The 16288-nt window shown below is 44.1% G+C and carries 5 protein-coding genes; all 5 read left to right on the top strand.

Annotation, left to right across the window (positions count from 1 at the left end; translation table 11 throughout):
* The first annotated feature begins 414 nt into the window (after positions 1 to 414).
* The 5 genes from LROSL1_RS12415 to LROSL1_RS12395 all read left to right on the top strand — a co-directional run bounded on the left by LROSL1_RS12415 (position 415) and on the right by LROSL1_RS12395 (position 16123).
* Complete coding sequence (locus LROSL1_RS12415) at positions 415 to 4839, top strand: lectin-like domain-containing protein (protein ID WP_178914787.1); 4425 nt, start codon at positions 415 to 417, stop codon at positions 4837 to 4839.
* A gap of 141 nt (positions 4840 to 4980) precedes the next feature.
* Positions 4981 to 6894, top strand: a complete 1914-nt coding sequence (locus tag LROSL1_RS12410; protein ID WP_178914786.1) for a heavy metal translocating P-type ATPase — start codon at positions 4981 to 4983, stop codon at positions 6892 to 6894.
* Positions 6895 to 6979: 85 nt separating this feature from the next.
* On the top strand, positions 6980 to 7213 hold the full coding sequence (locus LROSL1_RS12405) for a heavy-metal-associated domain-containing protein (RefSeq protein ID WP_017262579.1): 234 nt from the start codon (positions 6980 to 6982) through the stop codon (positions 7211 to 7213).
* Between the two features lie 21 nt (positions 7214 to 7234).
* The gene (locus LROSL1_RS12400; RefSeq protein WP_178914785.1) at positions 7235 to 7786 is read left to right on the top strand and encodes a ferritin-like domain-containing protein; all 552 of its coding nucleotides are present in this window, start codon (positions 7235 to 7237) and stop codon (positions 7784 to 7786) included.
* A 501-nt stretch (positions 7787 to 8287) separates the two neighbouring features.
* Complete coding sequence (locus LROSL1_RS12395; RefSeq protein WP_178914784.1) at positions 8288 to 16123, top strand: MucBP domain-containing protein; 7836 nt, start codon at positions 8288 to 8290, stop codon at positions 16121 to 16123.
* Positions 16124 to 16288 lie beyond the last annotated feature (165 nt).

Genomic DNA, 16288 nt, shown 5'->3' with positions numbered 1-16288 from the left:
TGTTTTAGCTATTTAAATATTTTTTGACTAAATTGGTATAGTTACAAAAATGATTATTAGTAAAGGCAAACGATTGCACTTGTTACGCGATGAAAGCACTCTTTAACCGTAGTGCAGAAGTGGAAACTGAAACATTGGTTGTTCCAAAAGCGGCAAAAAGCGCAACCTGACTGCCTTTTAAAAGCAACGTTTGTATGGTATAAATACCCACAGAATAAATTTGATTACTAAAAGGTTAAGCTACTAAAACGCTTACACAATTTAATGATATAAATGTAATCGATTATGCATGACTTTCTTCGTTTGCAAACAACCATCGCAGACCTCTTTCCCATGCAAGATTAGCTAATCGCCAAAGAATTCATTGGTGAGTAAAAATACAACAAGGTTTTAAATTGAGGGGTATTTAAACGAATGAGTTATAAACATATGCAACCAGAAACGAAGCTGCATTATCGGATGTATAAAGATGGCAAGAACTGGGTATTCGCCGCAGTTGCACTTGCCTTTTTTGGCGTGGGCGCAATGACGACCACTGTTCACGCGGACAATGTACCAGCAGCGGAACAGTCAGCAATTGAAAAGCCTGCTAGTGCTCCGGCTAGTCAGGCCACAAGTGCTACGGCTTCACAAACATCAGCCGGTAGCGAAAAAGCCTCAACAGCTAGCGAATCTACAAGTGTTGCCAGTTCTGCTAAAAGCGATGTGGCTTCAAACTCAGGCGCGGTCAAAAGCACGACAAATGAAGACGAAAGTGGCGCAACCTCAACCGCTTCGGTTGCTAAATCTGACGCAAAGGTCAGCGACCAACAGTCTCAAGACTCAGCAAATGGCTCAAGTTCAGTAAAATCAGATGCACAAGCAGTAACCTCTGTGGCAAGTCAGGCATCACAGACTTCACAAGTTAGTCAAGGTGTACAGTCTGTTACATCGCAGGCCAGTCAAGAATCGCAAGTGGATTCTAGTGCATCTGTGAATGGGTCATCAACTAAATCTCAGGGGACAACGCAAATTGCATCAATTGCAAAGGCTACGGCGCTAAATTTCTTGGCGAATGATCCCGCTACTTCTACTGATCCAACAGACTCAACTAAAGCTACTAATGGCAATCAAACATCATCAAACGCTTCCGATGCAACCAATTCGGATGATGTAAAATCTAACGATTCTGTAGACACGGATGGCAAGACCATTAACATCCACTCAGATAATTTTGATAAGTATTTCAAAACCAACGGGGATGCTACTTACATTGGTGGTGTTGTTCAATTAACTGATGGTAAAAGTCAATCAGGCAATATTACTCTAAGAAATCAAATTGATCCATCTGCTGGTTTTAAGGTCATCGGTGGTATCAGTATGACCTCTCCAGCTCCGGATCCTGATAATCCAGGGCAAGTGACCGATGCAGATGGTATTTCATTTATTTTCCATCCTGGCGGCACCGATCAGGTCGGTGGTAAAGGTGGAGCTCTTGGTATTGCTGACTTGCCTAATGCATTTGGGTTTAAGGTAGATACTTACTTTAATGGTGACGATACAGATGTTCATTCTGACTTTTTGCCGGATCCAACCCTTGACAGAACAGGTCAGAAAATATCTGGCGGGGAAGCCTATGGTGCATTTGTCCATACTGATGCATCAGGTGTAGCAGCAACATACGGTGGGCCTGAGGGGATTGATTATCATCCAGAATATGAAGCAAATGCAAAATTTGGAATACACATTGCGGGTGCGCCTACAACTCACGTAGATGATACTGGTGAATATATTGATCCTAAAACTGGTGTGAATACTACAACTGACCAGTCTGCTGGCGCACTATTAGTTCGCACACCTACTCAACTTAATGGCAAAGAAGTGCCAATTGAAATTGATTACGCACCTGTACAACAGTTTGACGCTAACGGCAATCCATTAGTAGATGCGGCCGGAAACAATGTTTTCAAGCATATTATGACTGTGAAGTATGGTACTCAAGGGGTTGCTGACAACGATACGACTAATCAACCGCTGAAAGAGTGGACTTTAGATATTACACCTTGGCTGACATCAGATGGCAAAGGTGGGTATGAACCTCTATCATTCGCCATGGCTGCATCTTCCGGTAACTTTTTCAATATTCAAGGGATGAAGTATGAAGGCTTTTCGTACACGTCGAAAGCTGCTATTAACGTTAAGTATGAGGATGAAGACGGAAATAACTTGCTACCTGAAGTAACAAATCACTATTCGATTGGCGATCAATATGCGTACTCTAATCCCGAAATTGAGGGTTTTCATTATGATCGCACTGTTGAAAGAAATTATGTTTTGAATGATGGCAAGACCATTGCAGAAGACCAAACGGTGGAAAACGCAGCTGGCTATGCTAAAGTTTTGAATCCTGATATTGTGTTTGTGTACGCACGTAATGTTCCTAACAAAACATTTCTGCAAGTGATTCCAATGAGTGTCGGAGATGGTAAAAGTCCTGCTAACATTGGTAAGCAAATTTTTACGGATGGACAATCTAACGCATTAGATGTGCCAGAGATTCCAGGTTATACATTGTTACAAAGTGCCAATAAGGATAAATATTCGGACGCAAGTGCAGAATATGATTACTCACTTCAAGGAAATACGGCAACTTTTGCAATACAGAAAGATCAACTTAATTCATTCAAAGTTTGGTACGTTCCAAGCACAGTCACGTATACTGTGATTCCTTTTGATGTAAATGATCCAAAGAAAACATCATTAGATACCGAGGGAACGTTGGCAAATATACCAGTGCAGTTTGGGTTGAAGGATAAGCCAATTGTCCTTCCAATTATACCTGGTTATGTGCCGGTTGATGCGCATCCACTTTCATGGTCGTTTACTGATATAGATGCTGGGACCAACCTGCCTAAAACTTCGTACCAGATACCTGTAGCGTATGAAGTTGCACCTTCTATCAGGTTGAATTACACTGCCGCCACCAAAAGTACGACCACGACAATAAATGTTGATGAGAATAAAAAGGTTGATTCTGATTCTAAGACTGTAGTAAGTGATGTGAGCGCAAGCTTGGGTGTTATGACTTACGTAAAGAGTGATATCAGACCGGAAATTTCGTCTAACGTAACGGTTAACGTACCTTCATTACAACAGGAATTAATTAGTAATAAAAAAGACATCACTGCTTCTGATTTTGTTAAACTTAACGATGGGTCGCCCAGCTCATACACTTATACACTGACAGGACAACAGTCACATGATGTTGCATACCAGGCGAAAGCAGCACCTCTTAAAGTAACTTTCGAGGATGAAAATAAAAAATCCTTGTTTGAGACGCAAATCGATGGTGGGACTGTTCTTGGTAGCTATTCAGTAACTGCGCCGAAAGTGATTTCTGTTGATAAGGTTAAATATGTCTTGCAAGGCAAGAATCTGCAGGAAGGCACATACAATGATTCACAAAATCAGGGCATTACCTTTGATTATGTGCGTCAAAGTGTAGTTGCTGGTCAAGACGTTGATATTATGGTTAACGATAAGGACTATACTGGAGAACAAAATTTTGTATCCGTTACGGATAGTCAAGGGAAAACCAGTTCAACTGACGATGTCGCTTTGGAACATGCTGCATATGAAACAGTGTCTGTTGATACCAGCAAGGTAGATATCACCAAACCAGGTATTTATCCGGTTACTATTACTACCAAAGATGGGGCGTCAACAACTGTGTATACTCATGTTGTTGAAATTGATTTGAGAGATTTGACCCTTTATGTTGGGGACACTTGGACTGAATCTGATAATTTCGTGGGCGGTACTACGGCCGAGAACACTCAAATGACGTTTGACATGCTAAAATTAGTCTCTGGGAGAATTTCTACTGATTACAAGTCAGACAAACAAAAAGTTGTATTTGAATACGGTGACCCAGTTTATGTTACGGCGTATGTTACAGTTTTGGATCGTCCTATAGTCACAACGCCAAGTAAGCCAAGTAAGCCAAGTAAGCCAAGTGAAGGCACTGAAACCCCAGATACTAAGCCAGCACAACCAGTTACTGGTGATAAAACACCAGTAACGACGCCAGAGCAGCCGGCTACAACTCCAGAAACACCAGCAACGGCGCCAGAGCGGCCGGCTACAACTCCCGAAGTGCCTGTTACAACACCGGAGCAGCCATCAACTGTTGCTGAAACACCAACGCCAGTTGATCAGCCAACCACACCGGCCCAAACACCTGATGTGCCAGCTGAACAAACGACACCAACTGAACCTACACAACCAGCTACGGTCGCAAACGTAACGCCAAACGTGCCAACACAACCAGTGTTGACGCCAACGGCCACTGACCAACCGACGACACCTGTATCATCAGATCGTCCTTGGGACCCAATCGAACTGCTTATGACGGATGATGATAATGGTCAAATTATCACAACCACTGAGATTCAGGGTTACACTGGCAACTGGGTTTACATTGGCAACATGATTCCTGCGGGCTATCATTTGGCACCAGGTCAAAGTGACTGGATTTTGTTGAACGATGTCACACCGCAGACAGTTCATTTAGTTGCTAACACCGTTGACCAAACGTCAACCGCGGTTGCAACTCAGAACACAGTGGCCTCTGTAGCAACGACACAAACTGTAGCACCAGTTGCTCAACAGAGTATACCAGCGACTATCGTTAAAGAAACATCTGCACCAACAACAAAAACTACTGATGAAACTGATCAATCTGCTGTAGCAGAGTTGCCACATACTGGCGAACTCGCTACGACAGCAGCAATGGGCACTGGTTTAGCATTATTAACTGGTTTGCTCTCCTTGTTCGGTTTTCGTCGCAAGCAACACTAAGCTTTAAAATGAGTTACCAAAAAGGCTAAATTCGATTAATTTCGGATTTAGTCTTTTTTTGTCGTTATTGATGGTCGTCAATTATCTATTACGAAATTCCACCTATACTGAATTCATCATCAAACGAAAAGGGGAGACATTATGAAATTTCAACGCTGGATTCAGCACCATACGAACCAAATCACGGCGATCACGGCTGGTTTAATTATTCTGGGTTTCATCGGTCGCTTTACCGGTCAAACGTGGTTAGACACAACGGCGTTTGTTCTCGCTTCAATTATTGCGGCAACACCGATTATCATCAGGGCCTGGGAGGCACTGAGAGTTAAAACAATCAGTATTGAATTATTGGTGAGCATCGCGGTCATCGGTGCGTTTGTTATTCGAGAATTTGATGAATCTGCAATCGTGACCTTTCTATTCTTATTCGGAACGTTCCTGGAAGAAAAAACGTTAGCGCGAACGCGAAAGTCAATCAAGTCGCTTACCGAAATGGCACCAACGACTGCGCAAGTTGTCCAACCTGACGGAAGTGTAGACGAAACGGATGTTGATTTTGTTGACGAAGGCGACGTCGTGTTGGTTAAAACGGGAGCTCAGGTGCCAGTGGATGGCAAAATCGTCAGTGGCAGTGCCTATCTGAATGAGGCCAGTGTTACGGGTGAATCAAAATTGGTCACTAAGAGGCCGGGTGAATTGGTCTACTCAGGAACAATGGTCGATAACGGGACTATTCAAGTTACGGCAACCAAAGTCGGCGACGATACTACGTTTGCCAAGATCATTGAATTAGTTGAGGATGCTCAAGATACCAAATCCCATGTAGAGAAGTTTATTGACCGTTTTTCCACGTATTACACACCTGCTGTTTTGATTCTCGCATTACTTGTGGGAATATTCTTCCGCGACTTCAAACTGGCGATTACGGTGCTGGTTCTGGGATGCCCTGGTGCCCTGGTAATCGGTGCCCCAGTTTCAAACGTCGCTGGTATTGGTAATGGCGCTAAGAATGGCGTTTTGATCAAGGGTGGCGAAGTGGTTGATACGTTTAGTAAAGTTGACACCTTGGTGTTTGATAAAACGGGCACGTTAACGAAAGGGAAAACTGAAGTTGCCAGTGTTCAAACGTACGGGGATAGCCACGCGTTGGCGTATGCGGCAGCGATGGAACGGGAATCGAATCATCCTTTGGGACGTGCAATCGTGGCTTACGTAACCGAGCACGAACTTGCTAGTGATAGTCTGGTCGTCAAGGCAACTAATACGATTAAAGGTCAAGGGATGACGGCTGAAATAGAGAATCACGACGTTGCAGTTGGCAATCAGACGCTAATGAATGCTGAAGGCGTGATTTTGAACGATGCTCAGCAGAAAACATTGATCGCAATTCAACATCAGGGTAGCTCCACTGTTTTAGTGGCCGTGGATGGTGCGTTACAAGCCATTATGGGCATTGCAGATGTCATTCGCGACGGTGTCAAAGATGATTTACGCCAGTTAAAGGCGATGGGCGTTGAACGGCTAGTGATGCTTACGGGTGATAATGAACTAACAGCTAAAACGGTTGGCAGTCAGCTTGGTATGGATGAGATCCATGCAAACTTGTTGCCTGAAGAAAAGGTGACGTTTGTTAAACAACTTCAAGATGATGGTCATACGGTGGCGTTTGTCGGGGATGGTATTAACGATAGCCCGTCAATTGCGACTGCCAACATTGGCATCGCGATGGGCGGTGGAACTGATGTGGCCGTTGAAACATCCGATATCGTTTTGATGCAGTCGTCGTTTGGCGAGCTAATTCACGCGTATGGATTGGCAAAAAAGACGGTTCGCAATACTCGGGAAAATATCATCATTGCAATTGGTACAGTAGTATTTTTATTGATTGGTCTAATTTTCGGCTACATTTACATGGCCAGTGGCATGTTTGTTCATGAAGCCAGTATTCTAGTGGTTGTTCTTAACGCAATGCGTCTGATTCGCTATACGCCAAAGCAAATAATGGCGTCAAACAAACCAGCTAAGCTAATCAAGTCGCCAGCCGCAATCAATTAGTTGGGCAGACTTGATGGGCATGAATTATTAATCATTATTAGCCGGTTAGACTGGTGGTAATCAAACAAAGATGGAGGTTATTCAAATGAGTAAAGCAATTATGCAGTTAGACGCGTTGTCATGCCCATCGTGTATGCAGAAGATTCAAGGCGCATTGGCCAAACAAGCGGGTGTTGAAGATGTCAAAGTGTTGTTCAACGCGGCTAAGGTCAAGGTGAATTTCGATGAAAAGATTGTGAGTGCCGATGCTTTGGCCGACGTTGTTACAAAGTTAGGTTATGAAGTTAAGGGCGTAAAGGTGAAAGTTGCTCAACAATAAGTCAAATTGAGGGTGGAGAATATGACAACAGCAGTAGAAGATCGTTATCAAGCAGAATTAAAGCAATCAGACATTGATCATCACACGCCAACGGCCGGTGCAATGGCTGGTCACATTGTGGCAAACCTAGTGGTTCTCGCCAATAAGTTACAACAGGCAAAATGGTACGTTAAGGGACCTGAACGCTTTTCCTTAAAGCCAGAATTTAATCTGTTGATGAAGACAACTCAAAATCAACGTGATGAACTGGGCGAAAGATTGTTGGCTGAGGGTGAAATTGTGCCAAGCACGACTTCAGCGTTTACTGAATATGCGATGTTGGAGGAAGCCGGTCAAAATAAATATCAAACAGCCTCTTGGTTGGTTAACAACTTTGTTCATGATTTTGAAACAAACAATTTATTTGTGACACGGGCAATTAAGCTTTCGGAAAAAGAGGATCGGCCCGCATTAACCCAATATTTGACAACGCTACTCTTTGAAAGTAGAAAGACTATCGCTGATTTACAGGCATATTTAGGCAATGATGCCAGAACTGGTCTAGATGACGAAGATGATGACGATGAGGACTAACGCAAATAACTGAAAAGTGACGTTACAAAGTGGTTGATATACTTTGTAACGCCTTTTTTGTATTTTGAAAATTGATTACCCCAAAAGAACGCCAAGTTTTGTCTATTGAGAAGAATCTCAGCTTTTGAATATAAATATTTTTATCCCATTGTGGAACACACTGTTAAATCTGATTTAACAGCATCTGTATAAAATTCCTTATATTAATAATTTAATAAATAAATTGTCAACAGGATGTTGAATTAATGTTTGAGAAGAACTACCGTGTAACTGAATTGAAACACCGGTAAAACTAGCTTCATTCCTCCTTTTAGAGTCGCCATCAACACAGATTCAACCAGTAATAAACGAAGGTCAATTTAATTCGATGACCACGGTTTGGCCAGATTGCCACGCAAAATTGACTCGGAACGTGCCATGCGCCAGGTAGCTGTTTAGCGGGAGTTTTCAGTTGGGTAAGGAAACCTTGAGGAAATGCAGATTAAACTGCAGGGGGCATTTATGCTAAAACGCAAATTCCAACATATGCGAGAGCGAGAACACTACAAAATGTACAAGGCGGGTAAGGCGTGGTTGTTCGCTAACATCATTGCGGTCGGTTTTGGGTCGGCAATGATTATAACCGGCCAGACGGTCTTGGCCGATAACACAAGCAAACAGATTTTAACGCAAAGGGTTGCAACGAATGCGCTTCCCAATGCGTATGCCAGTGTTACGACACTATCTGCTTCCAGTGCAGGTGAACTTGCTCAAACGCGAAGTTCAGCAAATGCTGCTAGTAATGCGGATAGTGGCACATCGGTTGGCGATACAGGCAAAAATACCACATCTACCATCGCAACGATGAGCGCTCGATCAGATGGTTTTTTAGCAAAGAAGGGGCAATCCAGTGTCTCTATGGCGGTTAGCCAAGCCGCTAGTGCCGAAAGCAAGATAGCAGCTGGCAGTGTTTCATCATTTGCAGGGAAAAACGGTGTCCGAAGCCGAAACGAGGTCGCTAACAATCCAGCGACAATGTCTACTGCCAGTAATTCAAAGGCTAGTTTGGTGACAAACAGCGGTGATGCGGGCAGTGGCGTATCCACCGATCAGGTAGTTAAATCAGTGTCTAGACAGCGATCCACTAGCGCTATTTGGCAGGAGATGGCCGACAGCCAAGCCGTTGTTTCAGTGAGTGCTAAACAAGTCGTTTCTGGAACAAAAACGACTGAAACGTTTTCGAACGGGGTCAAGATTGACTTGTCAGCCGGAGCATCTAGTGCAGACATTCAATCAGCGAAACGGCATGTTGAAGCTCAACACATCCATCCGGCTCAAATCACGGCACAAGACGCCACAACAGACGATTATTCAGCTGGTGAAAGTGCTGCCGTGGCCACGCTAACTGCCGCTTCCTATGCGCCGGAAACCGATAATAACGGGGTAGATATCAAGAATTGGTTGGGCGATGTCAGCTATTCAACGATAGAGTCGCAGCTGGCCAGTGCTAACGGTGTGGCATCTTCGGCGATGATTGCTGATGCAAAAATGGTTGTCGAGACCTGGGTTATCGATGAATTGAAAAAGGTTAACTGGACGACACTGTCTCAAAGTGCGGACTATGTTAATGGCGCCAACGATATTGTTAAACTGGGCGTCAATGCGTCGGCTAACCAGCAAAATGGTTATGCCGATACGATTAAGGCGTATTTAAAGGGTCAATTAACGGCGGAAGCCTATTATTTATGGCTACTTAAAGTTGAATATAATTCAACCCAAAGTAGCTATTTTGGGCCACAAGGCCTTAAGGAGGCGTTCGTAAAGCTCAAAAATGATCTGAATGTCGCTAAGAATCTTAACCAACTTTCTGGCAATCAGGCTAATATGTACAATTTAGGGTTCGACTTTGCTTATGACTGGTTTGTCGGGGATGCCAAGTTGGGGATGAACTGGGATAATTCAATGATTTACGAGGTCGCAGCTAACATGGGGAATGCTGGGATGACTCAGGTATCATGGACAGCTAGTAAAACCAGTAATAATGACGCTATATTTCTCGATCCGGTCGAAACAATGCTTAGTAACAATCCCTTGAGTAATGCTGTCGACGTAACATCACTGGAAAATGAGATTTACACCCAAGCGTTTAAGGATTACTACGCTGACTGGCAAAATGTGGTCGCACAGGGGTTCAAACAGGCTACCGTTGACGCATTAGCCGGCAAGGCGTTAGCCCTGGATAATTCAGTTAGCGGTGCCGTTGCCACTGCGGCCATTGAAACGGAAGCACCAGACGCTTACAAAGCCATTCCGGGCACGAAAACGAAGGGGCAATTGGCCTTATTTGTAAATGCATATATTCTGGCGAAAGCGTACCTAAGCGGGCACTATAATAACCAGCCTATTAATGAAAATAATAATGGCGCTGGTAACACACCGATTCCCGATGCCGGCGTTTTCCCGACCACACCGGTTGCGGGTCAAGTTGTCTCACCACTAGATTTAGCGATTTACTCTGTATTAACAGGGAAGACGTATACCTATAACATTTCACCTGCGAATAACCCGATTGTGGATTCGAAATATCAGGCGAGAGCAACAAAGGATTGGATTAGTGGCCCGGCACAAAACGATATGTACCAATTGGCTTGGAATGCTGCCAACCAAGCTAAAACGGACTTTTTGGCGGATATTCAATTGGCTGTTAACACGGGTGATTTATCAAAATTGAACAGTGCGGCTACTTTCTTACCGACCGCTATGAGCCAAGGTATATTGTCCGCGATTCAATATGATTATTACAAAACCAACTCGTATGTTTATTACAAAGTGTTTAGTGCACTTTATAAGAGCTTTTTTACTGATAAGGCTGGCAAGTTTGCTAACATTATCGCGCAGGTCGTTGCTGATGCTGATACTTATGTAAAACAGAGTGGTGATTCTCATAATGGTCAACCAATCGCACAAAGTTTGACAGCGGCACAAAGGAATAATCCTGATCTAACCGCTACAGTTAACGACAGTGATATCACACTAAATGCTGATGTAACTTATACAAAATCTTACTCCGAAAATGCTGATGGCACGCCTGTTAGCGGTGTTGAAATGCTAACACCATCGGCCACGACAATGATTAAAAGTGACCAAATTAGCAGTGATAATCAGAATAATGCAAAAAAAGTCATCCAAAATGGCCTTGATTACGCTTATGCTCACGAAGAAACGGTGGCGATTCCGGCATATGAAGCGGGTTATGCGGCAGCTCAAAAGAACCTGAATGTCACACCAACCGCGGGCCAACCGGCCTTAGGCAATCTAACTAAAGACAACTATCAATTTGAAGATAAAAGTACCGTAACGGATGTGCTGACACCAGTGCTGATGACAACTAATCCCAATGGTTCGACTGTTTGGCAAGTTCATTATAGTAATGCTGATGGCACCAGCGTGGTGGCTACTATCCAGCGAGCGGCCGATGCAACGAATCCGGATAAAGGGGCAGTGACGGGACTGGATGTCGCCGTTTATGATAACCAAGGGACTGTTCTGAACGATAGCGGAATGCAAAAAGCTACCCAGGATAGTGTTAGTTATACCAGTGTTCAATTAAATGCCAATGTTATAAACGATGGTTTGAAGCAAACAACTATTTCAGTTAGTGTCAACGATTCTGGGGCAGTTGATTATGAGTTTGTCCGTGATGTGCTAAATATAATAACAGTAACACCAAGTGGCGATGGTACAGCAATTACGAGTGACGGAACCAATTCCGGAACACTCTATCAGGCCGGTTGGAACTACAAAAAGTCGTTTATTAGTCAAATAACGTTGGTTCAACAAGTAGCTGACCCCAAGTTTGAAAATGACATCGTAGGCGGAAAAAATAATAAGTTAACAGACGACCAAACGTATGCCGGTTTCTTTCAAAGTAATGATAAGGATGGCAATGTTGTTCGTAACAGTACTGTTCAACTCGTGACGGTGGCAGATACGAGTGGTACTGACAATCCTATTAACAAGACTGTCACTAATCTTGATGGTTCTAAAGTGGCCATAACGATAAACAGCGATGGCAGTTTGACCTATATCGTTTATGACGTTAATGGTCAAGTTACTGCAACAAACGGATCAGGAACGCTCGGTACGCAGGATCGCCAAGTCATAATCACGAATCAAGATGCAATGGCTAACGAGAAGCCCTCACAGGTGGTCATTACGCGTACAGCAAATGATGCTATTACAATTACTGAAATCGGCCTTCAGGATAAGATGATTAATGATTTCAACGTGGCAAACACCCAATCCACGGCTGAAGCGATAGTAACAGAAGGAAAAAACGTTGAACCATCGTTTTCATCAACGACAATCGTGGTTCTTGGCAAGGCGCTTCACGCAGGGGTCGTACTCGTAGCGGATCCTAAGTTTGGCACCAACGGTATTAAGAGTACGTATGACCGCAAAAATGTGGATGGTACTGTAACAGTAATCGCAGATAATGCTGATGGGTTGAAATACCACGGATATGTGCCTGATTCACAATCCACGGATAATACTAAAGACTACGGAACAGCCGAAAATTCAACGGCGACGATTCAATATACTGCGACCAATGTGTCGAATACCGCTACGAAAACAACGATGACGGTGAATACATCAGTGGCTGGACCAACGGTTACAATCTTTCTTGGTAAAGATGCCAACGGCAATATTCGGTCAACAACATCGTTTGATCCAAGCAAGGTAACGACTAGCAATGCCGGCAGTGAAATTTTTGAGTGGGCTGGCGTTACTAATTTGCCTGCAGGGTGGACCTATAATGCTGTGAATCAGACGCTCACTTATGTACCGACTACAGTCGTTGATAAGAAAGCGTTAATTAGCGAAATGGCAAAGGCCGGCACGTACGTCGTTAACTGGTCAGATGCTCGTGATGCGACAGCTCCCGCGCTCATTGACCAGTACGGCGATGTCCTGAATCTGGTCATTAGTGCGCAGACAAAGAGTGAAAACAGCCTTACCGTCAATGTTGATACATCAGATGCAACGAAGGTTAATGCCGACCATCAATATACCTTTAGTAATGCTGACATCGTAAATGCCACTCAGTCGAATGATCCGAATGGTTTTGTGACTGCGTTTATTGAACATTTTGCTGGTACTACGGGCAAGACTTATGAGGGAACCATGAATGGAATGGTTCTACCTAATGGTGTTAAGTCAATTACGCTGAACGCTGATGGATCTGTAACCGTGATGTTTGATCCAGATAAGGCCACAGCCAACTATGATAAGGCGACGAACAAAAATGTAATTAAGTTAGTGTTGCCATTCACGGTTGATAGTAATGGCCAATATGTTCCTGATACTGGGGATGCTACTAACAAAACGCCGTTAGCTAATTTGACGTTATACATGAATATGCAGGCCGATCTGAAACTTACATATCAGGCAGCGGCCGGTGGTGCTGACACGACAGTTAAGAACGGCAATGGCAGTGTGAATGTCGCTTATGTTAAGGCGGGGCAGGAGTTACAGTCTGCTGTGACTCAAAACGGATTGGCTTTAGGCAGTACGTACAATGCGACAGTTCCCGCCACAATTAACGCCGCTAGCACGGCAAACTATCAAGGTGCTTCTTACAAGTTGATCAACGGTATTGCAACGAATAATCCAACTGCGATTAATTTTAACGACGTACAATTGACGTTTGGCGGTAACACTAGTACCTATCTTTACGCGAAGACTTATGGCAGTGTGTGGGATGTAACAAATACGGCGCCATCGTTGACGGATGTACCAAGTGCATCAACGTCTGACGGAATAACGGCGACAATTGATTTAAGCAGTGCAGCTAAAGATTTTAATTGGCAAACAGTTAGTTTCCAGCCTGATGAAAACACAGCTACAAGTTACACAACTACAGTGATAGTTAACAAAGATGCTAAGCGTTTAATTGTGATCTATAAGCCAAAAACTGTGGCTGACGATCTGGATTTCCTACAAAATACGTATCAAGACGGCTTCGACATGAATGGTTGGTTAACGGACACACAAACGCTTAAGGGTAGCGCAATGCCAGCAATGCATAATGCACTGTATGTGAAAACAAAAACCGCGCCGCTTAAGCTAGCCGATTTCACAAAAAAAGCGACTGTTAATGTAGCGAAAAGCGGAGACGGTTATGATGCTAGTGATAAAACATATACGTTTGATGTTCCAAGTACGGTTCTGAGCGTGAAAGAGTTGGCATTGTTAGCAAGTGGTCAAACATTAACATTAACCTCAGAATCATCACAATCAGATTTGGAAAAGGGTAATTTATACGTTGACACTGATAACTGGAAGAATATTACCGGCGTAACCATTAGTTTGAGTGCCGATGGAACCTTTGCACATATTGTGGCCACGTTAAATACAGCGGTTGCCAAGAGCAATGTTCAAAAAGGTGCTGTATTGACATTAGGTACTGTTGGAGACTCGCCTTTGGCTTCTGGGATTCATTTGGAATTATCGCTTGTTAATGATTTAAAGCAACAGTCTAGTGGATTACCAGCGGACTTACCTAAGGAATCACAACCCGTTTATCCAACTGAAACCGACCAGGCGTTAAACAGTCGATTTGTTGCTAAATCGCAGGCAGTGGCAGGCTATGTAGTTGTGAGTGCAACGGACCAAAATAATAAAACGTTACAGATTACCACGAATGCTGATGGCAGTGCGTCATATGCGATTAATTACGACTGGGGTGTTGAAACGGGTGATCCGGTTGCTGACCAGATTACGTGGCAATACGCCCAGGCCGAGATTAATGGAAGCATCGGGTCACAAACCAAAGTTTATGGTGCAGATGATCCTAGCACGCCATATCCAGTGACACTACCGAGCTGGTTAACGGCACCTAAGTGGACAAAAGACGATTTTGGACGAGACAACGACATTAGCGAAGAAGTTGGTGACCATAATATTAAACTGAGCGCTCAGGGAATCAGTGATTTAGCCGCGGCAAACAAAAACTTTACGATTGATGCCACAACATTAGCCAAGTTGACTGATGGTACACTGACAATCACGCCTAAAGTAACGGTTAAGTATGTCGATCAGAATGGCAATGAATTGACGGGTAAAAAAACAATCAATATAACTGACAAGAAAAAGGGCGCTGCAATAACGATTGACCAGCCAGATGTTGAGGGCTATACAATCGAGCGCAGTCAACCAACTAGCTACATTTTGACTGGCGATGGTACACAAACTGTGACGGTAGTTTATCGACAAAATGCATCTGTTACAGCTAATTATTATGTGGTTGGAACTACAAACAAGATTGCCAATTCCGTGACAACAAACGGGGGTGTCGGTTTGACGTACTCGACGAATGCAGCCCAAATTCCGGGCTATACATTAGTCGCAATGCCAACCAACGCCGCTGGTACTTATACAGACGCTGGTAACACTGTTAATTATGAGTACACTGTCGATTACACCATTGTTCCGGTAGACGGCAACGGCAATGAAATTCCAAATGTGATAGCTCCTTCAGGCACAGGTACTCCGGGACAACCGGTCGCGCCAACGGGTGGATATCCAACGATTCCGGGCTATACAAGAACAACCACACCGAACGTGCCCGATAAGCCGGAACAGGTCAATGTCGTTTATACGCCGCTGACGGAAACCGTTATGGTCAATTACTATATCCAAGGGACAACGACCCCAATCGCAAGTTCTGTCACGCTGTCTGGACCGTTTGGCAGCGATTATCAGTCGACACCGGCCAATGTTAGCGGCTATAAGTTGGTTACTACGCCTGCCAACGCCAGCGGCATGTACGGTGTGACGAATGGCGCAGTGAACTACTATTACGAGCTCATTGTGACGGTTGTGTCCAAAACGCCGGATGGTAAGCCAGTCCCTGGCACGACGCCGACGCAACAGCCTGGGGTTCCGGGACAGCCGATTTCAAACGTCCCTCAAATTCCTGGCTACAAAGTCACGTTTGTACCAGCGGTGCCGGGTCAACCAGGCATGGTAGAGGTGATTTACACGCCGATAACCACACCTGGGCCGATGCCGATGCAGTCCGTGGACACACAGACTGTACCACCAGTGCATGTGACAACGCCGGTTCCAGTTCAACTGGTTGAGCGAACGACTTCAGCACAGCAAACGACTGTTAAGATGACGGTTATTCAATTGGTTCCAGAGGTTCATACCTCTGCGCGCGTAGCTGCCAAGTCGCAGGTAAAGGTCTTACCACGTACGGGCCAGCAAAGTTCGTTTGCGCTGGTTATTGCCGGGTTAGGCATGATGGCGGCAGGATTCATTTTTCTCGGTGTTCGTAGGTATCTCCGATCGTAAGAAAGTAACAACATAAACTAGTTTTTACGAGAGTGAGAGACGTTAATCTCTGTATTGGAGGTTAGCGTTTTTTATTGAAAATAGTTGGCAGATGATTAGAATGATGCATAACAACGCCATCAGTCAGAAAAAATAAGATAATGGCAAGCGAAGGGGGATGCATCG

Origin of the sequence: Furfurilactobacillus rossiae, assembly GCF_013394005.1 — a bacterium.
GTDB lineage: Bacteria > Bacillota > Bacilli > Lactobacillales > Lactobacillaceae > Furfurilactobacillus > Furfurilactobacillus rossiae.
The sequence above is the reverse complement of the archived record's forward strand: the minus strand, read 5'-3'. Positions and strand labels throughout refer to the sequence as shown.